24 protein-coding genes are annotated in these 24,212 nt (G+C 38.7%); 12 read left to right on the top strand and 12 right to left on the bottom strand.

What is annotated here, in order from left to right; translation table 11 throughout:
• Positions 1-87 precede the first annotated feature (87 nt).
• Both ACZ5QH_RS08745 and ACZ5QH_RS08750 read left to right on the top strand, forming a co-directional pair.
• Positions 88-822, top strand: coding sequence for an MFS transporter (locus ACZ5QH_RS08745; protein ID WP_096733849.1), 735 nt, complete (start codon positions 88-90; stop codon positions 820-822).
• Positions 823-834: 12 nt separating this feature from the next.
• Positions 835-1,515, top strand: coding sequence for a hypothetical protein (locus ACZ5QH_RS08750; protein ID WP_303577014.1), 681 nt, complete (start codon positions 835-837; stop codon positions 1,513-1,515).
• A 64-nt stretch (positions 1,516-1,579) separates the two neighbouring features.
• Here the strand turns inward: ACZ5QH_RS08750 and ACZ5QH_RS08755 are convergent, their stop codons facing one another.
• Positions 1,580-2,431 carry an SDR family oxidoreductase gene (locus ACZ5QH_RS08755; RefSeq protein WP_303577015.1) on the bottom strand — a complete coding sequence of 284 codons (852 nt, stop codon included), beginning with the start codon at positions 2,429-2,431 and terminating at the stop codon, positions 1,580-1,582.
• 126 nt (positions 2,432-2,557) lie between these two features.
• Here ACZ5QH_RS08755 and ACZ5QH_RS08760 point away from each other — a divergent pair, with 126 nt between their 5' ends.
• Positions 2,558-2,932 carry a winged helix-turn-helix transcriptional regulator gene (locus ACZ5QH_RS08760; RefSeq protein WP_004721299.1) on the top strand — a complete coding sequence of 125 codons (375 nt, stop codon included), beginning with the start codon at positions 2,558-2,560 and terminating at the stop codon, positions 2,930-2,932.
• Positions 2,933-3,003: 71 nt separating this feature from the next.
• On the opposite strand, the gene ACZ5QH_RS08765 is transcribed toward ACZ5QH_RS08760, so the two are convergent.
• From ACZ5QH_RS08765 to ACZ5QH_RS08785, 5 genes are all read right to left on the bottom strand, one after another.
• Positions 3,004-3,645 (bottom strand): DUF2238 domain-containing protein, encoded by a 642-nt coding sequence (locus ACZ5QH_RS08765; protein ID WP_303577016.1) that lies wholly within the window; start codon positions 3,643-3,645, stop codon positions 3,004-3,006.
• A gap of 102 nt (positions 3,646-3,747) precedes the next feature.
• Complete coding sequence (gene purB / locus ACZ5QH_RS08770; RefSeq protein WP_303577017.1) at positions 3,748-5,136, bottom strand: adenylosuccinate lyase; 1,389 nt, start codon at positions 5,134-5,136, stop codon at positions 3,748-3,750.
• A gap of 56 nt (positions 5,137-5,192) precedes the next feature.
• Positions 5,193-5,924, bottom strand: coding sequence for a high frequency lysogenization protein HflD (hflD, locus tag ACZ5QH_RS08775; RefSeq protein WP_004820699.1), 732 nt, complete (start codon positions 5,922-5,924; stop codon positions 5,193-5,195).
• 30 nt (positions 5,925-5,954) lie between these two features.
• On the bottom strand, positions 5,955-7,091 hold the full coding sequence (mnmA, locus tag ACZ5QH_RS08780; protein ID WP_034613669.1) for a tRNA 2-thiouridine(34) synthase MnmA: 1,137 nt from the start codon (positions 7,089-7,091) through the stop codon (positions 5,955-5,957).
• A gap of 4 nt (positions 7,092-7,095) precedes the next feature.
• The gene (locus ACZ5QH_RS08785) at positions 7,096-7,581 is read right to left on the bottom strand and encodes an NUDIX hydrolase (protein ID WP_004820704.1); all 486 of its coding nucleotides are present in this window, start codon (positions 7,579-7,581) and stop codon (positions 7,096-7,098) included.
• A gap of 607 nt (positions 7,582-8,188) precedes the next feature.
• Here ACZ5QH_RS08785 and ACZ5QH_RS08790 point away from each other — a divergent pair.
• Positions 8,189-8,671, top strand: coding sequence for a hypothetical protein (locus ACZ5QH_RS08790; protein WP_004820707.1), 483 nt, complete (start codon positions 8,189-8,191; stop codon positions 8,669-8,671).
• Between the two features lie 127 nt (positions 8,672-8,798).
• Here the strand turns inward: ACZ5QH_RS08790 and ACZ5QH_RS08795 are convergent, their stop codons facing one another.
• The 4 genes from ACZ5QH_RS08795 to ACZ5QH_RS08810 form a co-directional block, all read right to left on the bottom strand.
• Positions 8,799-9,341, bottom strand: coding sequence for a gamma carbonic anhydrase family protein (locus tag ACZ5QH_RS08795; RefSeq protein ID WP_034613668.1), 543 nt, complete (start codon positions 9,339-9,341; stop codon positions 8,799-8,801).
• 134 nt (positions 9,342-9,475) lie between these two features.
• Positions 9,476-10,624: a D-alanyl-D-alanine carboxypeptidase PBP5/6 gene (gene dacC, locus ACZ5QH_RS08800; protein WP_004820709.1), complete on the bottom strand. Its 1,149-nt coding sequence runs from the start codon at positions 10,622-10,624 to the stop codon at positions 9,476-9,478.
• 141 nt (positions 10,625-10,765) lie between these two features.
• Positions 10,766-11,140 (bottom strand): MCR_0457 family protein, encoded by a 375-nt coding sequence (locus tag ACZ5QH_RS08805; protein WP_004721274.1) that lies wholly within the window; start codon positions 11,138-11,140, stop codon positions 10,766-10,768.
• Positions 11,141-11,323: 183 nt separating this feature from the next.
• On the bottom strand, positions 11,324-11,689 hold the full coding sequence (locus tag ACZ5QH_RS08810) for an MCR_0457 family protein (protein WP_034613664.1): 366 nt from the start codon (positions 11,687-11,689) through the stop codon (positions 11,324-11,326).
• 116 nt (positions 11,690-11,805) lie between these two features.
• Here ACZ5QH_RS08810 and surE point away from each other — a divergent pair, with 116 nt between their 5' ends.
• The 3 genes from surE to ACZ5QH_RS08825 all read left to right on the top strand — a co-directional run bounded on the left by surE (position 11,806) and on the right by ACZ5QH_RS08825 (position 14,561).
• Positions 11,806-12,591: a 5'/3'-nucleotidase SurE gene (gene surE, locus ACZ5QH_RS08815; RefSeq protein ID WP_034613661.1), complete on the top strand. Its 786-nt coding sequence runs from the start codon at positions 11,806-11,808 to the stop codon at positions 12,589-12,591.
• Between the two features lie 106 nt (positions 12,592-12,697).
• Complete coding sequence (locus ACZ5QH_RS08820) at positions 12,698-13,534, top strand: peptidoglycan DD-metalloendopeptidase family protein (protein ID WP_034613659.1); 837 nt, start codon at positions 12,698-12,700, stop codon at positions 13,532-13,534.
• A 94-nt stretch (positions 13,535-13,628) separates the two neighbouring features.
• Positions 13,629-14,561 (top strand): LysR family transcriptional regulator, encoded by a 933-nt coding sequence (locus ACZ5QH_RS08825; RefSeq protein ID WP_004721269.1) that lies wholly within the window; start codon positions 13,629-13,631, stop codon positions 14,559-14,561.
• A gap of 131 nt (positions 14,562-14,692) precedes the next feature.
• Here ACZ5QH_RS08825 and ACZ5QH_RS08830 read toward each other — a convergent pair whose 3' ends face one another.
• Positions 14,693-15,904 (bottom strand): aspartate aminotransferase family protein, encoded by a 1,212-nt coding sequence (locus ACZ5QH_RS08830; protein WP_303577018.1) that lies wholly within the window; start codon positions 15,902-15,904, stop codon positions 14,693-14,695.
• A 165-nt stretch (positions 15,905-16,069) separates the two neighbouring features.
• Here ACZ5QH_RS08830 and grxD point away from each other — a divergent pair, with 165 nt between their 5' ends.
• Positions 16,070-16,411 (top strand): Grx4 family monothiol glutaredoxin, encoded by a 342-nt coding sequence (gene grxD / locus ACZ5QH_RS08835; RefSeq protein ID WP_004820720.1) that lies wholly within the window; start codon positions 16,070-16,072, stop codon positions 16,409-16,411.
• Between the two features lie 237 nt (positions 16,412-16,648).
• On the opposite strand, the gene ACZ5QH_RS08840 is transcribed toward grxD, so the two are convergent.
• On the bottom strand, positions 16,649-19,288 hold the full coding sequence (locus ACZ5QH_RS08840) for a Lon protease family protein (RefSeq protein ID WP_004820722.1): 2,640 nt from the start codon (positions 19,286-19,288) through the stop codon (positions 16,649-16,651).
• Positions 19,289-19,469: 181 nt separating this feature from the next.
• On the opposite strand from ACZ5QH_RS08840, the gene ACZ5QH_RS08845 reads away from it, so the two are divergent.
• From ACZ5QH_RS08845 to rpmE, 4 genes are all read left to right on the top strand, one after another.
• Positions 19,470-21,665, top strand: coding sequence for an AmpG family muropeptide MFS transporter (locus tag ACZ5QH_RS08845; protein WP_270384759.1), 2,196 nt, complete (start codon positions 19,470-19,472; stop codon positions 21,663-21,665).
• 290 nt (positions 21,666-21,955) lie between these two features.
• The gene (gene gloA, locus ACZ5QH_RS08850; RefSeq protein WP_303577019.1) at positions 21,956-22,357 is read left to right on the top strand and encodes a lactoylglutathione lyase; all 402 of its coding nucleotides are present in this window, start codon (positions 21,956-21,958) and stop codon (positions 22,355-22,357) included.
• 348 nt (positions 22,358-22,705) lie between these two features.
• Complete coding sequence (locus tag ACZ5QH_RS08855) at positions 22,706-23,686, top strand: bile acid:sodium symporter family protein (RefSeq protein WP_303577020.1); 981 nt, start codon at positions 22,706-22,708, stop codon at positions 23,684-23,686.
• Between the two features lie 227 nt (positions 23,687-23,913).
• The gene (rpmE, locus tag ACZ5QH_RS08860; RefSeq protein ID WP_004721254.1) at positions 23,914-24,138 is read left to right on the top strand and encodes a 50S ribosomal protein L31; all 225 of its coding nucleotides are present in this window, start codon (positions 23,914-23,916) and stop codon (positions 24,136-24,138) included.
• The last annotated feature ends 74 nt before the right edge of the window (positions 24,139-24,212 follow it).

Raw genomic sequence — 24,212 nt, forward strand, 5'->3', positions numbered from 1 at the left:
TTCGACTTTTATACATAAAAACGCATATTAATTCACATAAGTATTTAAAATAAAAAATAATTAAGGATAAAAATTAAGGACAGGATTTTGCAGTTGAAGCAAGTTATGGCAGGAGTTGCCTTTATTCTTATTGCTACAGTGTGTGGTGTATTGATTGCAATCTGGGTATTTAAACATTTTAATATTTATATTCCACTTGAAAATCAAGCTGTACGTATCGATTTAAAAGAGCCTTTACAAGCCAAAGTACAAATTCATGACGCATTAGATGTGGATGTCAAAGGAAAAGTGAAAGCCGAAATTCCTATTCATGAAAAGCTAAACTTACCGATTACACAAACCTTAACCCCACATGTGTATTTTGATAATGAAGTCCCAATTCAAACCACAATTCCTGTGAATGAAGTGATCAAAATCAATCAGGATATGCCGATTGATACCAAGGTTAAAGTCACTGTTTTAGGCAAAGATATTACTTTACCATTAAAAGGGAACATCCCGATTCATATGGATGTGCCGATTAATTTACAAGTACCACTCAACCAAAATATTCATTTAAAGTTTGATGCGCCTGTAAAGGTTTTACTTAAAGAAAATTTACATGTGCCACTTGATGCGACATTAAAAACCAATATTCCAATTCAAGGCCACCTCAATGTTCCAATTAAATCAGCACTTCAAGCAACAGTAGATGTTCAAAATACATTACCGGTAAAAATTGAAAAAGGGCAGCTTAAAATTCCGCTCAATAGTTTAAGGCTATCACGTCGCGATCATCCGCCAGTAGAACCACAACAGCCACAGTCCGAAGCTTTAAAATAGGGTGGTATGGAAATGTGGATCTTTAAATCTATACGAAATTTGTTGTTCACTTTTATCAGCGTCGTGTTGCTCATTGCACTGTGCGTTTGGTTATATTTGAATATTCATGCCTCAATGCAGGTTTCTGCACAAAGCGCACAAATTCAATTGTCGGAATCTTTACCGACAAAAATCCATGTGGAGAATTATTTACAAACACATGCACAAGGCGCTTTAGATACTGAGTTGACGATTGACCGTGAGTTGGCTTTACCTTTAAAAGGCAAATATTTGGCTAATTTAAGCTTTGTTGTGACAACGCCGATTGAGGTTGAGCTTGATTATGAGACTGATATTCAAATTGAAACACTAATGCCATTAGAAACAACCACGGATTTGGTTTATCAAAATAAACTGTTGCCTCAATTTCCTTTAAAAGTGGATATTCCGATTAAACTTTCGGTGCCATTTAAGTTAAAACGACGTTATCAAGTTCCGATCAAAATTATGTTTGATGGGCCTGTTTATTTAGAATTTGATGAAGTGATTCATTTATATGTTAAGCATAAACTTAAGCCAATACTGAATATTAATGATCCAATGACGATGAAAAAAATTGCGGTGTTCCGTGCAACCATGTACAACACAGAAAGACAGTCCCTCGCAGATCTGGAGATGAATATCGATTTTCCTATCAAAAATATTCATCCTTAATTACTCAGTAGAGCATGGGCTTAAATTTTGTATTTTTTAAGCCCATGCTTATCTTTAAAAATGCCTAAAATAAAGCTTTAACCTGATCCTGAATATGCGTTGTTTTACGACCAATCAAATGTTCCAAGTCTTTACTTTCACTATACATTGCACCATTTACAGTCTGTACATCTGCGTCAACAATAACCGCTACCAGTGCTTGGGGTAACCCTGCCGTAAGCAGTGCCTGAGTATAATCTTCTGGCCTGATATCTTGATACTGTACAGTTTTACCTGATGCCAAAGTGATATAAGAGGCTAAATCTGCAAGGGTAAAATGATTTGAACCTGCAAGCTCATAGGTTTTATTTTCATGACCTGAGAAAGCAAGGACTTTGGCTGCAGCTTCGGCATAATCTAAACGAGAAGCTGAACTGATTTTTCCATTTTGAGCGCTGCCGTAAAGTGTTCCTGTTTCCGCAGTATGCTTAACGTTGCCAAGATAATTTTCGTTATACCAATTGTTGCGTAAAAAAGTATATTTCAAACCGCTTTGCATAATGAGAGCTTCTGTTTCACGATGTTCTTGTGCTAAACCGAGTGGGTTATCTGTTGCATTGAGTAAGCTGGTATAGGCAATGTATTCAACTTTGGCTGCGACAGCTGCCTCTATAACTGCTTTATGCTGAGGCGTTCGACGACCAATTTCATTGGCTGAAATTAAAAGTAATTTATCTATGTGGTTTAATGCAGGTATCAATGTTTCAGGTTGATCATAGTTAAATAGGCGAAGTTCAATCCCTTGTTGTTTAAGCGACTGTGCTTTATCTATATTTCGAACCAGCGCTACAATATTTTCAGCGGCAGTATGTTGAAGTAAGGCTTGGATCACCAATTGTCCAAGTTGGCCCGTTGCACCTGTAATTGCGATTTTCATAATTTCACCTTTAAATATGATTTAAATTGGATGTTTTTTAAACTTGATGTTATGATCATAATCATTAAACTTACTATATGTAAGTACGTACCTAAAAGTAAGCTAATTACTGTGTAGAGAGAATTTATGAGCATCTATGCTTCAAGTGATTTAATTGGTCAAGTTTTATCCAGCCAGTGTCCATCTAGAGAAATATTGGAGCATTTAACCAGCAAATGGTCTGTATTGGTTTTACGTTGTTTAAATGATGGCGTACAACGTTTTAGCGAACTGCGTAATCGAATTGAGGGAATCAGCGAAAAAATGCTTGCACAGACATTAAAAGTGCTTGAACAAGATGGCTTTATATTGAGAACGGTTTACCCTGAAGTACCACCGAAAGTAGAGTATCAATTGACGATTTTAGGTGCACAAGCGGCTGAAAAATTAAACTATTTGATTGGTTGGATCGAGCGCAGTTTGCCCGATATCTTAGAGAATAAACAAAGATTGCAAAAGTAAAACTCAGTTGATTTTATACTCACCAAGAACTTGATCGCTAAGTGAGTATATTGGAAGGGAGGAAGGCCTTATTATTGAGGATGATTCACTTTTGTCGCAGCTTTTAAAGCGACTAATCCTGTTATGATTGCACCAATGGTGGCTAAGAACATATCCTTATGCGCATCCCATATATCACCTTGTTGCCCATTGTAGTTTTCAGCTTCTTCTGGCGATAGGCCAATGGCAATCCACCATTCAATCCATTCATAAAATAAACTGGTTGTCATAACAAATTGAATGACCAATAAAAATATGGTTTTAGGCTTTAAGCTTGGTAACCACACTTGGAAAATTCGGTAGAAAAATGGGTAAAGAAATAAGCCGTAGAATAAGTGTACAAAGCGGTCAAACATGTTACGTGTCCACCCCATTGCTTGATTGAGGTCAAAGTGTAAGTATTTGATTGACCAATCATTATAAGGCACATAAGAATAAAGATAATGTGCAGCAATCACATGAATTACCAAGAAGAGGATGTACAATAAAAATGATGAAAATGTCAGTCCAATTTTCTTTAGACAGAAAAACAGGGCAATCAGCATGAGCAAGGTGCCAATCTGGTGCAGCATGTAGGATGGATATTCTAAAGGATTGATACTGGCAAGAATGATTGCGATTGCAAGCATAGCAAGAACCAGCCAATGTTTTTTTGTTAAGGCATGATAAATCATTATGGTATTTTCTAAAAATTATTACTGCGCATTGTAATCAAAATGCAAAAAAATGCGAAGCATCGGCTTCGCATTTTTTAGGTCTTTTAGAAGATTAAAAGCTTAGATCTTAGCAATCAAATCTTTAATTTGTTTGGCTTGATCCGCAGCATTACCTGTGTAAGATGCAGGGGTCATTTCAGCCAAACGTGCACGATCAGCAGCAGGTACAGCTTCAAGTTCAGTGCCATTGACAAAATTAACCATCATGTCACGTGTCATCGCTTGACCACGAGTCAATGCTTTTAATTTTTCATATGGTTTTTCAACTGCATAACGGCGCATTACAGTTTGGATTGGTTCAGCCAATACTTCTTGAGCATGATCAAGGTCTTCAAGAATACGTGCTGCATTAAGCTCAAGTTTACCAATACCTTTTGAACATGCTTCAAAAGCAATTAAACTTTGTGCCAAGCCAACACCCATGTTACGCAATACAGTTGAGTCTGTAAGGTCACGCTGCCAACGAGAAATTGGTAATTTTTCGCCTAAGTGGGCTAATACTGCATTGGCAATGCCCAAGTTACCTTCAGAGTTTTCAAAATCAATTGGATTGACTTTATGAGGCATTGTAGAAGAACCGACTTCACCTTCTTTTAAACGTTGTTTAAAGAAGCCTAAAGAGATATAGCCCCAAACGTCACGGTTAAAGTCGATTAAAATTGTGTTAAAACGACGTAAAGCATCGAACAATTCCGCGATGTAATCGTGTGGTTCGATTTGAGTTGTATAAGGGTTGAAAGTTAAACCGAGTGATTCAACAAATGCTTGCGAGTGAGCAGGCCAGTTGATTTCAGGATAAGCAGAGTAGTGCGCGTTGTAGTTACCTACCGCACCATTAATTTTGCCTAATAATTCAACTTGTTTAAACTGTTTGATTTGACGCGCTAAACGATATGCAACGTTGGCCATTTCTTTACCCAAAGTAGTTGGGCTCGCAGTTTGACCATGGGTGCGTGATAGCATTGGTTGTTCTGCATGTGTTTCAGCTAAAGCCACAATAGAATCAACAATTTGTTGCATAGCAACAACTAACACTTCACGACCATTTTTCAACATCAAAGCGTGAGAAAGGTTGTTGATGTCTTCTGAAGTACAAGCAAAGTGAATAAATTCGCCTGCATTTTTAAGCTCATCAATATGTGCAATTTTTTCTTTTAAGAAATATTCAACCGCTTTTACATCATGGTTAGTAGTACGTTCAATCTCTTTAATGCGGTTAGCATCATCTTCAGAAAATTGAGTAACAATCGCATCTAAAGCGGTATTGGTTGCAGCAGAAAAAGCTGGAACTTCTGTGATTTCAGGACGATTTGCAAGCGCTTGTAACCAACGCACTTCAACAGTCACACGAGCATGGATTAGACCAAACTCAGAGAGGTAAGGGCGTAATGCATCACATTTGCTTGCATAGCGTCCATCTAGTGGAGAAAGTGCGGTTAAAGCGTTCATAAAGATTCCTTAAATTTTGGAATTAGAGCGAATGGCGTAACTCGAACAGTATCAAATTAAACAACCTGATATTGTAATCGAGCAAGATCTTGAATATCTTGAAGAAGTTTGCGTTTGCTAAAGATCATATTCCATGAGCTTCCACCTAATTGACGCCATAGGTGAGCCATTTGTAAGCCTGTGAATAAGCTGGCACGGATACGATTGGTATGTGCAGAGTCTTTAAAGGCTTCTGCATTACCACGGACTAGAATTCGAGGGTTAATTTGACCAGCAGTGTCGACATAGGTTTGTGCTAAGTTGGCAATGATACTTGGATGTAAATAGTTATTATCAAAAAAAGACAGCTGTTTTAATATTTTTTGTTGAGATTGTTCAATAATTTCAACAAACTTTGGATTGCTATAAACTTTTTTTTCCAAGGCCAATAATGACATGGCATAAGTCATTGGCAGTTTTGCATTGGCAATTTTAGGAATTCTAGATTTCGGTGATGCTGAGAAAGGTTGTGTAATACTACTTTCTAAAGTTTTTAAACCTAAGGAAATGTCTGCCAATTGATTGAAGAAGTCTAAAGTTTGACCTGATGAATTGGCAGTGGCACGGATATTGAGGCTGGCTTTGATGAGCTGTTCAAAATAGAAATTACCACTTTCACCAATACTTTGACGCCCTGACATTGCAGTCATATGCGTCAGCTGTGTTGCTTGAAACACAGCTGCTAACGCCAAAGCTCGGTTTTGGCGTTGATTCAAAGTTTGAGGCTGTTGAAAGGGCAACTCAACCATGCCTAAATTCCTTTAAATAATTTTTAATCATTACTCAATAAAATCTGGTTTTGGTGCATTGGTATGATGAATCACACCCCCACCTAAACAGACTTCATCGACATAGAAAACAACACTTTGTCCCGGTGTTACGGCACGCTGTGCTTCATCAAATTCGACACGAACACCATTTGGCGTGTTTGCATCTTTATAAATTGTACATGCTTGATCAGGTTGACGGTAACGAGTTTTTGCCGTGCATCGGAAACCTGTGTCAGGAATTGCTTGTTCACCTGCAACCCAGTCAATTGTTTCAGACCATAAAATGGTACTCTGCATCAGTGGGTGTTCATGACCTTGTCCAACCACAAGACGATTACCTTCGATGTCTTTATGTAGAACAAACCAAGCACCTTCTTCTGCGCCTTTGAGTCCACCTAAACCAATACCACCACGCTGACCGAGCGTATAGTACATTAAGCCGTGATGATCACCAACCTCTTTTCCTGTATCTAAGACAATTTTCCCGGGTTGAGCCGGTAAATATTGTTTTAAGAAGTCATTAAAACGGCGTTCACCAATAAAGCAAATCCCAGTGGAATCTTTTTTCTTGGCAGTGGCTAAACCCAGTTCTTCCGCAATTTTACGTACTTGTGGTTTTTCAATCTCACCAACAGGGAACAAGGTCTTATTGATTTCACGACCATGAACCGCGTGAAGAAAATAAGTTTGATCTTTGTTATTGTCTACACCACGTAATAAAGGCGCATATTGATCACCTTTTGAATTGGTGGTTGTTTCGCCACGACGACAATAATGTCCAGTTGCAATAAAATCCGCGCCTAAATTGACAGCATGATCTAAGAATGCACGGAATTTAATTTCTTTATTACACAGAATATCTGGGTTTGGTGTACGACCAGCGGCATATTCTGCTAAGAAATGTTCAAAAACGCGATCCCAATATTCCATTGCAAAATTTGCAGTATGGAGTTTGATCCCAATTTTGTCACACACCGCTTGTGCGTCAGCAAGGTCATCCATTGCGGTACAATATTCCGTGCCATCATCTTCTTCCCAGTTTTTCATGAAAAGCCCTTCAACTTGATATCCTTGTTGAAGTAAAAGTGCAGCAGAAACAGATGAATCTACACCACCCGACATACCGACGATGACACGTTGTTGCATAGGATTAGGCATCCAAATTTGAAATTAAAGGAGAGTTTTGGTGCTCATAGATGAGCGAAAGTGGGTATTTTTGCCCAGAAAGTGCATCTTGTACAGCTTTAATGACCAAAGGACTTCTGGCACGAGCAGATTCAAGCAGTTCTTCAAGCGTCATCCATTGTGGACCAATGATATCTGTATCCAGTTGTGCGTCTGGAAAGTATTCAGTCACATGTGCTAAAAAGCAAAATCTAAAATAAGTGCGGTCTGGAAACATGGGTGGGGTATAGGTATAGATCCCCAGTAATGAATTGATTTCTACTGCATATCCTGTCTCTTCCATGGTTTCACGTAACGCAGCTTGAATAATAGTTTCACCACATTCAACATGGCCAGCGGGTTGATTGAACACAGTATGGCTTACACCTTCAGTATATTCTTCTACAAAAAGAAATTTTCCATCTTTTTCTACAACTGTCGCAACAGTAACGTGGGGTGTCCAAGCGGTCATGACCAGCACCAAGGAAGATAAAGCATTATTCTACAAAATTTAGCACGTGGTGGCTATGTTCATGCGGATTTTCTTTGATCATCCTAAGCGGACATGTATCGACAATATGCTCAAAATACTTCTGGGCAAGTTTGCTTATCTTGCATTTGGAGCTGAAATCTCAGCGCTTTAACTGATTAATCTATTATTTTATATCGGCTTGTTGTAAGTCAGAATGTTTCACATAAAAATTACTATATAAACTGATGTATTTGGCTCTATCGATCCAGCTCAATATACGACTAGAATATTCATGTGCAGATGTGTTAAGTGTTATACGCAATATGTTTGTATGATTATTGGACTTAATACCCAACACAGAATTAAATACATTCGCTATTTACGGGTGTACACCACTCAAACATAAAAGACTTTATTTGTTTGAATCTACTGTATCGTCGAATGTTTTTTGGATAGAATTAAAAGACATTGGCTATAAAAGATAGTCAAATCAAAAAAGCTTGAATTGGGGCTTGATCATGCAATGTTTTATACAGGTAAAGCCAGTTCTTGTTTTAAGATCGCTTAGCCATTCCAATTCTTGGGCATACAATAGGATTTAAAAAGTATGATAAAGAAATTATTATGTATACCTTTAGGTGTATTGCTGATCACTGGGTGTGCTTCAAATCCTAATGACGCCACTTCAAATGTAGGTACACAGGGATTATTAATTTGCCAGCCAAGTGAACTTTGTCCAATCGTCACTGTGGTGTGGAATGAGACACATAAAGACTTTTTAAAGGTGAAACTCAGCTTAAATAGCGCCTATACCAAATATAATATTGAAAAAGTTGTATTTAGTGATGGTGCAAAAAGTCACTCATTTAATGTGATTGGGCCAACTGAAATTGATTTTGCATTTAAAGCAAATCGTTCTCGTAACAGTGTGCTTATTCCAGTCAACCTAATGGGGGACTTCAAAGGCTCGCAAAATATCTTTATGGAAATACATACAGATCAAGGTGTGATTACCCGCTATATTTTAAAAGACAATGTCAAAGCACCAGTATTTGAAGAATTAACCAAATACTACAAGGTCTCTGAATAGCGGTTTGATCCAAAATGTAATGCCTAATTCCACTGTAGTTCAGTGGAATTAGATTTACTTGAGCAACATGTATTCAAATAACAAATACGCTGTTAAGCATGCCTAGGTATTTGCTTTAATCCTATGGTTAATCGTTCGCTTCTAAATAATGATTTGCTACTTTGACATAGTGTCTTGCTGAATAAGGCAAAAATTCCTTTTCTTTGTCAGTTAAAGGGCGAACCTTTTGCACTGGGCTTCCTACATAGAGATAACCACTTTCTAAGCGCTTACGCGGTGGAACCAGTGAGCCTGCACCAATCATGACATCATCTTCAATCACCACATCATCTAGAACAATTGTATTAATTCCCACTAAAACCCGGTTGCCAATGGTACAACCATGTAAGGTGACATGATGTCCAATGGTCACATCTTCTCCAATCACTAAAGGTGAGCCATTGGGTTTTGCATCATTTTTATGACTGACATGTAACATGCAATGGTCTTGTACATTAGAATAACGGCCAATTTTAATGTGATTGACATCCGCACGAATCACCGCAAAAGGCCAAACCGATACATTCTCCGCCAAAGTTACTTCACCGATTACAACCGAGAGATCATCGATATAACAGGTTGAATCAATTTTAGGATGATGGCCTAAATACGAACGAATATTTTTTTTCATGTTGGCTTCCATGTCAAAAGCAAAATTTAACCAGTGTATTTTTACCGAGTATAAATTAAAAAGGCATCCAAATCTGTGATCAGGATGCCTGTGCTTTAGTCTAATAAATTCAATATTAGGTTTAAGTGAATAACTTAGAACAAGTTGCTAAAGAACATTTTGATATGGTCGATCAAGCGAGAGAAGAAGCCTGCTTCTTCTACAGCTTTTAACGCCACTAATGGTTTTTCAGCAATCACTTTACCATCTAAAGTTGCTGTTAATTTACCAACAACTTGACCTTGTTTTAATGGTGCATTTAAGTTGGGTTGAACAGTGACTTGTGTTTTGATGGCATTGGCTTGACCTTTAGGCATGGTCACATTGAAGTTTTCAGCTAAACCAATTTGTACATCATTTTCTTTACCAAAATAAACTTTTGCTTTAGCAAGCACTTGATTTGCAGGTTGAACACTGACTGTTTCAAAGTTTGAATAACCCCAAGCTAACAATGAGCGTGTTTGGCTGGCACGTTCATTCATCGATGGTGCACCAAAAATCACAGAAATCAAACGCATTGGGCCGCGTTTTGAAGATGTGGTTAAGCAATAACCTGCTTCATCGGTATGACCTGTTTTTAAGCCATCAACACTTGGGTCGGTATACAGTAAGGCATTACGGTTACCTTGTTTAATCCCGTTGAAGGTAAATTCTTTTTCAGAATAAATAGGATAATATTTTGAACTGTCATGAATGATATGTTTAGCAAGTACCGCCATATCTTTTGCAGTTGAGTAATGACCCTCAGCAGGCATACCCGTTGCATTGATAAAGTGTGTATTGACCATACCTACACGTTTGGCTTCTTGGTTCATTGCATAGGCAAATGAACCCTCATTACCTGAAATATGTTCAGCCATTGCTTTAGATGCATCATTACCCGACTGGATAATAATGCCTCGTAACATTTCTAAAACTGTTGCAGTACCATTTAACGGCACATACATACAAGATTCAGTACTGCTACCACGACACCATGCAGACTCATTCATGCGAACTTTTTCACTTTCGGTCAGTTCGCCTTTAAGAAGTTTTTGCTCAATGATGTAACTCGTCATCATTTTCGTCATCGAAGCAGGTGCTAATTTTTCATTTTCATTCTTCGATGCAAGAATTTGACCTGTCTCATAGTCCATTAAGACATACGATTTATTATTTAATTCTGGCGGAGTGGTTAAGACGGTTGCTGCATAAGAAAATGAAGGTAAAAGTAATAATGCAGCAATGGCGCTTTTTCGAGTCATTCTAGGTCGTTCCAATCGTTATATGAGCACAAACAGGCTAGCATTTTAGGGCAAAGCAAAGCCGACTTCTATAAGGAAAGTCGGCTTATTTCTTACTTATTGTAACTAATTCAATATTTGTTGGATAAATTGCAGAAATCGTTATGACTGATAGTTACTAATGTCATTACAAATTGCTGTGTTTTCAGTATCACCCGCTTTTTTAGCATCACTTTTTGCTTCTTTTAATGCTCTTTGGAAATCTTTTTGCTTGGCAAGTGATTTTAAGGTTGCTTTAGGATCTTTGTCATTTGGCATATAGTCTTTAAGCAAGTGATCAAAACCTTTATTAAATGCAGCATCTGTTTTGATTAGACTCGGGCAGATATCCGACAATACATAAATTGCAGCCAATTCTTCTTTAGAGACTTGTTGCTGGGTGACTTCGATTTTGTCAGATGCGGCAAAAGCATGGGTCATAAATAAACCACTTGCTGAAACAAGGCTTAATGTAAGCATTTTTAACGTCATACGCATAAATAACCTAATCAATTTTTAATTTAAGAATCTGCATAGATTAAACGTAAAAACTGTGAAAAATATAGAGAAAGTGTATCGATGTTGTAGATTTATTTGAAATTTTCGCACACTGAACAATGCAAAAGATGTCAAAAAAGGATTTTTTAACATCGCATTGGGGGGAAGGTTTTTTATCTTATTTTAGTGTGGAAGTTCGAGTACATCAGCACATACTGCTTTGTGTTCAGCTTGATCAACTTCTTTGGCACTGATTTGTGCTTCTTTGAGTACAGTTTGGTATTCTGGATCTTGTTGAAGCTGAGTCAATGTTGTAGGTTTGGACAAATCCTTTAATAAGGTTTGGGTTAAACTTGCAATTTTAGTTTGAAATGCAGGGTTGTTTCCAATTAACGCTGGGCAAACTTCGGCAAGCACCTGTGTTGCGGCAATATCTTCTTTCGCAATTCGATCAGATTCTTGTGAAGTTAATGTTTCTGAAAATGCAGATTGTGCACAAAGTGTGATGAGTGCGATAGAAATAGTATGAGTAAGAGAACGTGTAATCATCTTTATAGTCACAAATTAGATTTAAAATTGAGTAAGTAACTATATATAATTGTTCAATAAATTTGAATTAAATTACTCAGTAGTCATTTAATAATTTTTACTCAGAGAATCTTTTAGTGAATATTTTAGTTGCCAATGATGATGGTGTTTTTGCACCAGGTATTCAAGCTTTAGCAAAAGCATTACGACCTCTAGGTCGAGTTGTTATTGTTGCGCCAGAAAGTGAGCGCAGTGGTTATTCAAGTGCATTAACCCTAGATCGACCACTTCGACCGATTCAAGTTGCACCAGATATGTGGGCAGTCAATGGGACACCTGCTGATTGTGTTTATTTGTCCATGAATGGTTTATTTGATTTTGAGTTTGATTTAGTTGTCAGTGGAATCAATAGTGGGGCGAATTTAGGTGACGATGTCCTTTATTCTGGAACCGTAGGGGCGGCATTTGAAGGACGTTTGATGAAACAGCCAGCAATCGCAGTTTCATTGGCAGGCAGTAATGTACGTTCCTATGACAACCCTGGAGATTATGCACAAGCTGCAAACTGGGTTTACAGCTTTATTGCCAAAGGCTTACCCGAACTGCCTCCACGACATATCTTAAATATCAATATTCCCGATGTCGCTGAAATTTTAGGGGCTCAAATTACATATCAGGGGCGTCGAATACAATCAAAGCCGATAACCAGTCAGGTTGACCCGCGTGGTCGTCAAGTCTATTGGATTGGTTTGGCGGGTGAAGCGGTGACAGATCCGCAAAAAAATGCACAAAACCTGCAATCTGACTTTTTTGCCATTGCCAATGGTTGCGTCAGTATTACCCCAATTCAGATGGATGCAACCAATTACACAATTCTTGAAACACTACAATCACAACTCTCACATAGTCATTTTGATGTATGAGTGTTATAACTTTGTGAAAAAGCACTGTTAAACAGTGAAATGCGTGTGTATTTTGCTAATCTTAAGCAAATATTTTTAAATTTTAAGATTGTAGAGAGGGAAATCAATGCTTTTGGCTCGATCAACACTTCCAATTCAAATGCCTAAGCGATGGATGAAAATCATTTTGTCCACAATAGCAATCACCTCTGCCATAGTGGTGACTGGGTGTGCATCGAAGCCTCAAATTAATAACCCTACACGTTATGCTGTTGCGCCTGACTATTACACAGTTCGTTCTGGTGATACCTTAAGCGCAATCTCTATGCGTTATGGTTTGAGTTATCTCAGTGTTGCTGAAATGAATGATATTGCCGCACCTTATCGAATTTATGTAGGTCAGTCATTACGTTTGAAAAAAGGTGGGGGCAATGTCACTCGATCTACAACGAAACCGTTGACGAGCAATGAACCGCAAATTCAACGTCAAACGATTAAGTTACCAACACAGCAGCCGACGTCGCCAACTGGTACAACGACGGCTCAGCCAGTAACGCCGCCGCCTGTACAAACGACGACGACAGTACAATCAACCCAATTGAGATGGGTAAAACCATCAAATGGATCTGTTATTGCAAATTATAATATTGCGAATAATATTAAAGGAATACGTTTTGGAGGGAATCAAGGTGATCCAATTTTTGCCGCAGCGGATGGACAGGTGGTTTATGCTGCAGATGGATTAAAAGAATATGGTAATCTTGTCTTAGTAAAACATATCGATGGTTACATTACTGCATATGCTCATAACAGCAAAATGTTGGTGAAAAGTGGTCAAACTGTGACAGCAGGACAGAAGATTGCAGAGATGGGATCTTCAGGTGCTAGCAGTACCATGTTGGAGTTTCAGGTACGTTTAGATGGAAAACCGATAAACCCAGCAAATATTTTACCAATAAATTAAATATTTTAATGCAAAGTGTAATTTTCTTCGTATAATACAATGAGTTGTTTTGAACAAAAAGTGTGAAACAGCTCATAATTTCAGAGGGAAATTTATGTTAGATCAACTTCGGGCAATGGGTGTATTTGCTTGTGTTGTTGAAAAAAGCTCTTTTAGTGGTGCCGCGCGTGACCTTGGCATTACGACTAGTGCGGTTAGTCAGCAAATTAGATCTCTAGAACATGAAATGGAAGTGACACTTCTACATCGTTCTACGCGAAAGCTGAGTTTAACTGAGGCTGGTCAAGCTTTTTTCCACAGTTGTCAAGAAATGCTCGCTGCCGCAGAGCGTGGAAAAATCCGCATTAATGAGTTGCGCGATGATTTAGTTGGGGATTTGCGTATTGCGACAACCCCGGAAATAGGGGCAACACATGTTGTTCCTGCTTTATCGCATTGGATGTCTGCACATAGAGGTTTGATGGTTCATTTTGAAGCAGATAACCAATATATCGACTTGATTCAAGAGCGTATAGATATTGCTATTCGCATGTCTTCAAAAATTGAAGATGCGAATAACTTGAGCTGTATGCCACTTGCACGAGTCGATCAGATCTTAGTTGCATCGCCAAGTTATTTAAATCAAACAGCGCCTATTTCACGTCCTGAAGATTTACAGAATCATGATTTGATTCCGATAAATATCATGAAAAATTCTCAACATTTTTCATTTCAGCATGGTGCAACAGGTGAAGTTGTTAATTTAGAAATGAAGCATCGTCTTCAGACAAATAACGTATTTGTTGCAAAATCATTGTGCCAACATGGGCATGGTATTGCGCGAATCCTTTATTTAGATGTGCAAAAAGAATTAATGAACGGAACATTGGTTGAAGTGCTTCCTGAGTGGAAATTACCAACTTTCACTTTAAGTGCTGTGACCTTAAAGCGTGAACAGCAGCCGATGAAAATTCATCGTTGTTTGGATGCTTTGAAACAATATTTTAGCCAGTTGCCTGGTGGTAGAATTTTCCAAGAAGCTTCATAAAGTTCTAATTCTAATAAGTTCTAATAAAAAAGCCGCTTTAAAGCGGCTTTTCTATATCTGCAATTTGATAAGCATTCATGACAAAACCAAAAGAGATTAACGGGTTAATCTCTTAAAGCATTTATTCACAATTAGGCAAGGAACTCTTTAATTGCAGGTACTAAGCGTTTTAATAGATCATCTGCTTGCTCATGATTCATATTCAAGGCAGGCAGTAAACGCACCACATTGCCTGAAGTAACGTTAATAATTAAATGATGCTTATCACGTGCAATGTTTACTAATTCGGCACAGTCTTTAGGTAATTCGATACCAATCATCATGCCGAAACCGCGCACAATCACATTTTGCTCCACAAGTTGAGCACGGAACTGATCGACCAGATATGCTCCAATTTCAGCAGCATTTGCAACGATATTTTCTTTTTGGATCAAGTCAATCACTGTGTAGACAACACGAGAGCCTAAATGCGTACCACTATAAGTAGAGCCATGATTTCCCGCAGCAAGTACTCCAACACCACGACCTTGTGTCATCACAGCACCGATTGGAAAACCATTTCCGAGGCCTTTTGCTGTGGTTAAAACATCTGGAATAATATTGGTGTGTTGATAAGCAAAGTATTTACCAGTACGGCCATTACCTGTTTGAACTTCATCTAGCATCATTAACCAATTATGTTGGTTGCAAATACGACGAATATCTTCAAGGTAGCTAAAGCCTTGAGGTGCGGTATTGACACCACCTTCACCCTGGATTGGTTCGACCAAAATTGCCACAATGTCAGGATGCTGAATAGCGGCTTCTTCAATGGCTTCTACATCGCCAAAAGGCACACGGATAAAGCCTTCAACCAGTGGTGCAAAGCCTTCTTGAACCTTTTTATTGCCCGTAGCTGAAAGCGTTGCAAGGGTACGACCATGGAATGATTGATCCGCAACAATGATTTTGGGATTGGAAACACCCTGTAAGTGACCAAATTTACGTGCAATTTTAATTGCACCTTCATTTGATTCTGCACCACTGTTTGAGAAAAAGATTTCTTCCATACCCGAAACTTCAGCCAGCTTTTGCGCTGCTGCAGTTTGCCAAGCGACTTCGTAAATATTGCTGGTATGGATTAATGTAGCCGCTTGTTCTGCAATAGCCTCTGCTAGCACAGGATGAGCATGTCCTAAGCCACACACAGCAATACCCGTCAATGCATCTAAATACTCAGTACCATTTTCAGTATAAAGATAAGAACCTCGTCCTCGGACAAAGCTGATCGGTTGACGGCTGAATACAGGCATCAAATGTGAAGGTTGATCAGTTTGTACCGGAGCGAGGGTGATGTTATTCATAACTAACTCTTATCTGTTAGGAGTGGAAAGGGTAAAGGATTATCTAACCAAAATATGCACAAGATTTAAAGCTTTAATATAAATAAAATTGGAAATAATCGTCTAGACATATTCTTTATTGTGGATTTAGGTATAATGCAGGCAGATGAGTTGAGGATTTAATCAATGACTGAACAAGCGCGTGATACAGAAGCGTTAATTCGCGATCAAATAGCTAAACATGCAGTACTTCTTTATATGAAAGGTACACCGCAATTTCCACAATGTGGTTTCTCTGCACGTGCAGTTGAAGCACTTAGCCAAATTGGTCGTCCATTTGCTTATGTAAATATCTTGGAAAATCCGGATATTCGTGCAACTTTGCCACAAATTGCAAATTGGCCTACATTCCCGCAATTGTGGATTAATGGCGAATTGATTGGCGGTAGCGACATTATGCTAGAAATGTTCCAAAATGGTGAATTAAAGCCATTGATTGAACAATATAGCCCAGCACCAGATGCTTAATAAGTTGATGATGTAGAAAAAGCACCGGAAGGTGCTTTTTTATTGGCTAAGATTATTTTGTTTTCGCTTGGCTATGCTGATCTGCAGCCTAGACGAGATTACGTCATGACTGATGCGCTGTTTCAATGTTTGTTTTTTGCATATTGGGTTTTGATATTTAGTAAACCACCCAAATACATAAGACAAAGCTTTGAATATTCAAAGCTTTGTCTATTTAAGGTCTAACCAAGAAGCAATTTAAGCTGACTTGCGCTTATTTTGCTTTGCTGCAACTTCAGCTTGGTTTTCGTCAGTAATGATGCTTGTTGATTCAGCTTCTGCCTTTTTCGGTTTTTTCCCTTTGTTCTTTTTTTTCTTTTTCTTTGGCTTGTGCTCTATTTCAACACCATCTTCCAAGGCTTGCCAATATTCAAGCTGTGCCATCACTGCTGCATAGATTGAACCTTTGGTATAACGACCTTTTTTATCTAATGCCCCAACAGGTCGAGCCATTAAGATTTCTAAAGCTTGATCAATGGTGTCTATTGCATGTATATGGAATTGACCCTCATTGACAGCCTCAATCACATCATGGCGAAGCATTAAATGCTGCATATTTTGACGTGGAATAATCACCCCTTGTTTGCCTGTCAATCCTTGGAGTTTGCACGCATCGAAGAATCCTTCAATTTTTGCATTGACCCCACCAATAGGTTGAACTTGACCCAATTGGTTCATCGAACCTGTGATCGCCCACGATTGATCAATAGGCAATTGGCAAATTGCAGAAATCAATGCAGATAGCTCTGCAACCGTGGCACTGTCACCATCTACTTGACCATAACTTTGTTCAAAGGCGAGGGCAGCAGAGAAATGCAAAATCTGTTCACGACCAAAATGAGCTTTTAAGAAACTCGACATCAGCAAGACACCTTTGGCATGTAATGAACCACCAAGTTCTACACTGCGCTCAATATCTAGAATGTCACCACCACCTTGGTATACAGAAGCGGTTAAGCGTGACGGTAAACCAAATTCAACATCGGCATAGTGGATCACGGATAAAGCATTGATCTGACCTAAACGATGGCCGCGTGTCTCAATCAGTTGCGTACCACGTGACAAGTCTTGCCAATAAAGCTCTCTTAAATAGCCTAAGCGATATTGACGATGTTTTAGGGCAGTGTTGATATGATGAGAGGTAACTAACTTTTCATCTGACTGTGCAGCGTGATGATGAGACTCACGGATCAAGTCACCTAGGGTCAAAGCATGTAAAGACAATGAACTCTGGTCTTCAGCTTGGCGACTTGAATCTGTTAGTAATGCCGCCAATGCCGAGCGATCAAAAGGCAGTAATTTGTCTTGTTGAACATAGTCTGCAATCAGTTGCATATAAGCTTGTTCATTATCATCATTACGTTGCAGGGTATCGGTAAAATCAGCACGAATTTTAAAAACACTGCCTAATTCTGGCTCTAGTTCTAAAATTTCATAATAAATTTCAGGTTCTGCCAATAAAACCACTTTTAAGTTGAGTGGCACAGATGCAGGCTCAATTGAAATACTGCCAGTTAAAGTCAGCATGTGCTCAAGAGAAGACAGCTTTAATTGCCCTGATTTTAATGCACGTTTTAGCCCTTGCCATGCATAAGGCTGTTCTAACAGCTGTTCTGCTTCTAAAATTAAAAAACCACCATTGGCTTGATGCAATGAGCCTGGGCGAATCAGAGTAAAGTCGGTGGTGATGGTGCCGTTTTGCGTCAGCTGTTCAACATGTCCCAGTAAATTATAGTGTGTTGGGAAGTCTTCAAAAATAACTGGTGCACCAGAGTTTGGCTTATTGCTCACGACGACATTGGCTTGGTAACGTGAAGGAACCCGATTAAATAAAGCAGGAGAGAATTCTTCACCTTCTTGATCTAAAATCGTTTCAACATTTTCAATGATATCTGCTGCAAAATGTTTTAAGTATTGATCGAGTCCGTGTACGGTTTTAAATTTACTTAAAATCAAATCTATACGAGGAATCACCACTTGTTTGGCGATATCACGATTCAGTTCAGAAACTTGATCACGTGCATCATCTTCCAAATCACCTAACTGAAGGCCAAGCCGTTCAAGCTTTTTATCCATATAACGCATATTGGAATTAATTTCTGCGCGTTGTTTACTGTCGAGCGCATTAATATCTTCCTGTGACATTTCCAATACTTTGTCATCTTTGACATGGATCGGCACAAAAATATGTTCATCGTTACGATTAATCAGTTTTAGGTCGAGGTCTTCGCCTTCTTTGGTCAGTTCAACTAAAGCGAGTTGTTGCTCATTTCCCGTGATTTGACGAATACGTTCAATACGATTGTGATAAGTTTCAGCACTAAAGCGACGTTCAAGTTGCTTGAGAATGGTTTGCCATGCTTGGTGGATTAAAGCTTGAAACTTACTGCCTTGACCCGCTTGAAAACGCAGTGCAATCGGTTGTCGCGCATTTTTAAAATTATAAACATAGACCCAATCATCAGGCGTTTGCATGGTTTTGGCATGCTGCTGTAATAAACGCTTGATCATGGTTCTTTTGCCAAGACCTGCCGTCCCCACAGCAAAAATGTTGTAGCCTGAATAAGGTAAAGCAATCCCTGCTTCTACAGAGGCTCTGGCGCGATCTTGCCCTAAGAAATTATTTAAGGGCTTGATTCGCTTGGTTGAGGTAGGAATCTTGCTTAGATTCGGGATATGCGTCAGTTGTTCTGATTTTAGTGCGGTTTGTGTCAACGTGTTTTGAATTTCCGTTTGATCAAAAGCAGATGGAAAAATCGTTTCAGTTTTTTGTATTGGGGTTGCAGTCGTCGTAATTGAAACAGTGGTAGAGCTTAATTGATCGTGTCTTTGGGTCACAGGTGAAATCCAAAACTTATATGGGTTGAAAAGTTAAAGGTATACAGGATTGGGGGTAAAGATCAAGCGCCAAAAGCGGAAATATCTGTAAAAGCGCTCATCAGTTGCATAAAAGTGATTGAAACTCTAAGCATTAAGCGGTTGAATAGCACTATTTCATTTTTCAGAAAATAACAACGCAATGACAACGCAACTATCTCAGCAATCAGCTGAGCAGAATTCCACAGCAAAAAATGGATGGAAATCTGCTTTTGCCGCTTTTATCGATCGGCGTGCTGCAATTATGCTCTTTCTTGGGTTTTCAGCAGGTATTCCAATTCTGCTCATTTTCTCAAGTTTATCTTTATGGTTAGGTGAAGCCGGAATTGAAAAAAGTGCAGTGACTTTTTTTAGTTGGGCCGCGCTGGGCTATTCTTTTAAATTTGTATGGGCGCCACTGATTGATGAATTACCCGTCCCGATACTCACCAAAAAACTGGGTCGGCGCCGTGCTTGGTTGTTGATTGCACAAATACTGATTATCTGTGCGATCTGTATTATGGCGTTTTCTGATCCTGCTTTAGGCCAAAGTTATATTTACCAAATGGCTGTGGGGGCGGTATTACTGGGGTTTTCCGCAGCGACGCAGGACATTGTGATTGATGCCTATCGAATCGAGCTGGCTGAAACCGAGATGCAAACGGTGTTGGCATCGACCTACAACGCAGGCTACCGTTTAGGGATGATTCTCGCTGGTGCGGGGGCTTTATTTCTTGCTGCTTCTTTGGGGACTGCAAAAGGGAACTATATTTATGAAGCGTGGAAATATACTTATTTAACGATGGCGCTGGTGATGCTAGTGGGCATTATCACCACTTTAGTGATCCGAGAACCTTTGGTTAATCGAGTTGATAAACACTATAAAAATATTGATTACTATCGTTTAGTTTTGGTCTTTATCTTGGCTGTGGCGAGTTTTGTTTGTTTATATATTTACTCTGATGACATGGTTCAATATCTGCAAGCGACTTGGAAAGTCGAAGACAACTTGCTGAAGTTTTTAATGGAAGCGGTACGCTTTTTAGGCTCAGGTCTTGGTGCAATTCTTGTTGCAACATCGTTGATTCGTTTTGGTGTCGTCAATAAAAAAATGGCCTATGAGACTTGGGTTAACCCGATTGCTGATTTTTTTAAGCGTTATGGGGTAAAGCTGGCATTGGTTCTGCTGTTATTGATCGGTTTCTATCGAATTTCAGACATTATTGCGGGTGTTATTTCGAATGTTTTCTATCAAGATTTAAACTTCACCAAAGAACAAATTGCAGAAGCCGTTAAAATTTACGGGGTTATTTTTAGCCTATTGGGTGGTTTTTTAGGTGGCTTACTTGCACAACGCATGAACATTATGAAATTGATGTTTGTCGGTGCAGTTTTGGCAAGTTCAACCAATTTGATCTTTATTGGATTGGTAAAATCTGGTGCACCGATGCAAGCTGTATCTGTACAGATTGGCGATAAGAAATTTCAAGCTCAACCTGATGAAGTAGGCTATTGGAAAGTTTCTGTGCCTCGTCAGGATTTGGTAGGGGAAAATACCATTCATATCAAAGCAGCATTGGTTGAACAGGCTGTCGCGAATGAATATACGGTGCCCTATTTAAAAGACAATGCTAAGCCCCAAATTCAATTATTGCCTATTACCAGTGACAATCAATTGTCTGCAACAGAAGCAAAGCAAAGTATTGTGGTTAAGGGGCAGATTGCAGGAATACCTGTATCTGAGCTTAATCCAGATCAGCCGATTACCCTTAAACTCGATGGCAAAACTTATCCTGCAAAATTAGATAAAGATGGTTTGTTTAGTGGTGCGATTGACGGTAAAGCCTTATATGTTTCTGGCTCAAAAAATGTGATCGCCGTAGTCAATTATCAACACGCACAAGCAGCATTAAGTTCTCAACAAAGCTATCAATTAACAACGATAAAAAGTGATATCGATGTGGATATTCAACCACTTCCAGTAATTAAAGCGGATTCCTCTGCAGCCGTTGAAATTAAAGGTAAAGTGATTGAAAAATATAGTTCTGGTTGGCTGTATTTTGCCATTGTTGTCGATAATTTAGCTTCTGGTTTAGCGGGTGCAGCATTTATTGCGTTCTTGTCTAGTTTGACCAGTGTGTCATTTACAGCAGTTCAATATGCGATCTTTAGTTCATTGATGACGCTTACACCTAAGATTTTAGGCGGGTATTCTGGAACAATTGTTACCCACATTGGTTATCCTAAATTCTTTTTAATGACCACCTTAATTGGTATTCCGATTCTATTGCTTGTGTTATGGGTAGGAAAATTATTGCGAGAACATCAAGCACAAAAGGTGAGTCAATCTATCGAGTAAGCGACTGAATTACTCAAGATAGATTTTCGATGATCACAAGAGCCTACTTTATCTTATAGATAAAGTAGGCTTTTTTTATCGGAAGGTGGTTTGAATCATTGGATTGTTAACACATTCAAACAGCTTATTCGAAAGATAAAGCTGTAGTGTTCAGCTAAAAATAAGCGATTATTGCTTAAAAATAACCCAGAAGACGGCATCATTGAGCAGCTGAAATATAGATAAATTGAAATATTGAACTGTATTGCCTATATTGGCAGATGATATCTGATCAAACAGGAAAATAAATCATGCGCATGTTGCATACCATGTTACGAGTAGGCAATTTAGAACAATCTTTAGCGTTCTATACTGAAGTTCTCGGTATGACATTACTTCGTAAACGTGATTATGAAGAGGGGCGGTTTACTTTAGCATTTGTGGGTTATGGTGATGAAGAACATCATACCGTGTTAGAACTTACCCATAACTGGGATACTGCAAGTTATGAATTAGGTAATGCTTATGGACATATTGCGATTGGTGTCGATGATGCCTATAAAGCCTGTGACGAGATCAAAGCACGTGGTGGTAATGTGGTACGTGAAGCGGGTCCTATGAAAGGTGGTATCACAGTCATTGCTTTTGTCGAAGATCCAGATGGTTATAAAATTGAATTGATCCAACAAGATCAAGATGCACGAAATAATTGATGATTTAAAAATGATGGGGCTATTGTTTATTTGGCAAAAACATATCAATAAAGATCTTTCATAAATCAAAAAATGATCATGTGGAGTGAATTATATTGGTATTGAAAGTTCTTCCTCCCTCTGGGAGAAGGTTAGGATCAGGGTGCTTTATGTTGATTTATGGTTTTAAAAAGGACTGATGAAAGAAGTCTAATAGACCTTAAATTAACTTGATATGTGTCGTAAATAAATAGTGAACATTTAGCCAAATGAGTAGCTTTATTTATTTCGCTCAGTAAGATTGAATTTTACCCGATAGTAAAATTTAACTACTGGGCTTTTTCATGTTTAAAATACAGGACGTTGCTTATGAAAATGTTGAAATTATTAGCATTGGATCGCTTTACGATACTTTTAATCGCGATAGTGATTTTAGCTTCTATTTTACCGATTTCAGGTCAGGCAGCGCTTATCTTTGGAAAAATCACCACAATTGCGATTGCAATTTTATTTTTCCTACATGGCGCAAAATTATCACGTGAAGCGGTGATTGAGGGGATTTTGCATTGGAAATTGCATGGATTGGTTTTTGCTTTTACCTTCTTGGTTTTCCCTTTATTGGGGCTAATGGCAAAACCTGTGCTTGAACCTTTGCTGGGTCAACAGTTGTATTGGGGCTTTCTGTTTATGTGCTTTTTGCCATCGACAGTACAATCGTCAATTGCATTTACCTCAGTTGCAAAAGGGAACGTGGCAGCGGCTGTATGCAGTGCCTCATTTTCAAACCTGATCGGTATGTTTATTACTCCGATTTTGGTGAGCATATTTATATTCGGTCAATCTAAGCATAATTACGATCCAACCTCGTCTATTATCGAAATCACCTTGTTGTTGTTGGTTCCATTTGTTCTAGGGCAAGTATTACGCCCTTATGTATTTCCATTGATGCAGAAAATGCCAAAGATCGTCAAAGTTTTTGATCAAGGCTCGATATTGATGGTGGTTTATGGTGCATTTAGTGGGGCAGTGGTGGCAGGTTTATGGCATCAGGTCAGCTTATCTACATTGATTTATCTCACCTTGGCATGTTCGATTCTACTCACGGTGATTATGCTATTGGCGTTGTATGTTCCAAAATGGCTTGGATTTAGCAAGGCAGATCAGATTTCAATCTTCTTCTGTGGATCGAAGAAAACCCTTGCCAGTGGTGTGCCTATGGCGCAGATTTTATTTATTGGGCAGCCTTTAGGTATGATTGTGTTACCGATTATGATTTTCCATCAAATCCAGTTAATGGTTTGTGGGGTGATTGCAAACTACTGGTCAAAGCAAAAACATTCTGACGAATAAATTAGTATCGATTTGCTCGCAATTTATAAATATTTCGAGTATAATCTTGCCCACTTGTTGTGCTTAGCTCTGACGCTTATAGTCTCGGTGGGCCAAAAGAAATGGTCTGTTGTGGTGTTAACCTGCTGGTTTTTAATTTAAATCTGCTTTCCTCAAAGTTTTATTAGATTTTGAGAGTGGTTAATTGCGATGACAGCTAAACCTTTCTTAACTTAGGAGAATCGACCATGCGTGCCGATATTCACCCAAAATACGAAAAATTAGTTGCTACTTGTTCATGTGGTAACGTTATCGAAACTCGTTCAGCTTTAGGTAAAGAAACACTTTATCTAGACGTATGTTCAGCTTGCCACCCATTCTATACTGGTAAACAGAAGAATGTTGATACTGGCGGCCGTATCGATAAATTCAAACAACGTTTTGCTGGTATGTCACGTTCTGTTAAGCGTTAATACGACAAAACATAAAAAACGGGCTTTAGCCCGTTTTTTTGTTGCTGAATTTTATCTCGTGTTGATCTATTTCA

The organism is Acinetobacter sp. Ac8, assembly GCF_055392545.1.

Excerpts from the sequence above, each read along its gene's own strand:
- ACZ5QH_RS08750 (WP_303577014.1), top strand. The coding sequence starts at position 835 with ATGTGGATCTTTAAATCTATACGAAATTTGTTGTTCACTTTTATCAGC.
- ACZ5QH_RS08755 (WP_303577015.1), bottom strand. The coding sequence starts at position 2,431 with ATGAAAATCGCAATTACAGGTGCAACGGGCCAACTTGGACAATTGGTG.
- ACZ5QH_RS08760 (WP_004721299.1), top strand. The coding sequence starts at position 2,558 with ATGAGCATCTATGCTTCAAGTGATTTAATTGGTCAAGTTTTATCCAGC.
- ACZ5QH_RS08765 (WP_303577016.1), bottom strand. The coding sequence starts at position 3,645 with ATGATTTATCATGCCTTAACAAAAAAACATTGGCTGGTTCTTGCTATG.
- purB (WP_303577017.1), bottom strand. The coding sequence starts at position 5,136 with ATGAACGCTTTAACCGCACTTTCTCCACTAGATGGACGCTATGCAAGC.
- hflD (WP_004820699.1), bottom strand. The coding sequence starts at position 5,924 with ATGGTTGAGTTGCCCTTTCAACAGCCTCAAACTTTGAATCAACGCCAA.
- mnmA (WP_034613669.1), bottom strand. The coding sequence starts at position 7,091 with ATGCAACAACGTGTCATCGTCGGTATGTCGGGTGGTGTAGATTCATCT.
- ACZ5QH_RS08785 (WP_004820704.1), bottom strand. The coding sequence starts at position 7,581 with ATGACCGCTTGGACACCCCACGTTACTGTTGCGACAGTTGTAGAAAAA.
- ACZ5QH_RS08790 (WP_004820707.1), top strand. The coding sequence starts at position 8,189 with ATGATAAAGAAATTATTATGTATACCTTTAGGTGTATTGCTGATCACT.
- ACZ5QH_RS08795 (WP_034613668.1), bottom strand. The coding sequence starts at position 9,341 with ATGAAAAAAAATATTCGTTCGTATTTAGGCCATCATCCTAAAATTGAT.
- dacC (WP_004820709.1), bottom strand. The coding sequence starts at position 10,624 with ATGACTCGAAAAAGCGCCATTGCTGCATTATTACTTTTACCTTCATTT.
- ACZ5QH_RS08805 (WP_004721274.1), bottom strand. The coding sequence starts at position 11,140 with ATGCGTATGACGTTAAAAATGCTTACATTAAGCCTTGTTTCAGCAAGT.
- ACZ5QH_RS08810 (WP_034613664.1), bottom strand. The coding sequence starts at position 11,689 with ATGATTACACGTTCTCTTACTCATACTATTTCTATCGCACTCATCACA.
- ACZ5QH_RS08820 (WP_034613659.1), top strand. The coding sequence starts at position 12,698 with ATGCTTTTGGCTCGATCAACACTTCCAATTCAAATGCCTAAGCGATGG.
- ACZ5QH_RS08825 (WP_004721269.1), top strand. The coding sequence starts at position 13,629 with ATGTTAGATCAACTTCGGGCAATGGGTGTATTTGCTTGTGTTGTTGAA.
- ACZ5QH_RS08830 (WP_303577018.1), bottom strand. The coding sequence starts at position 15,904 with ATGAATAACATCACCCTCGCTCCGGTACAAACTGATCAACCTTCACAT.
- grxD (WP_004820720.1), top strand. The coding sequence starts at position 16,070 with ATGACTGAACAAGCGCGTGATACAGAAGCGTTAATTCGCGATCAAATA.
- ACZ5QH_RS08845 (WP_270384759.1), top strand. The coding sequence starts at position 19,470 with ATGACAACGCAACTATCTCAGCAATCAGCTGAGCAGAATTCCACAGCA.
- gloA (WP_303577019.1), top strand. The coding sequence starts at position 21,956 with ATGCGCATGTTGCATACCATGTTACGAGTAGGCAATTTAGAACAATCT.
- ACZ5QH_RS08855 (WP_303577020.1), top strand. The coding sequence starts at position 22,706 with ATGAAAATGTTGAAATTATTAGCATTGGATCGCTTTACGATACTTTTA.
- rpmE (WP_004721254.1), top strand. The coding sequence starts at position 23,914 with ATGCGTGCCGATATTCACCCAAAATACGAAAAATTAGTTGCTACTTGT.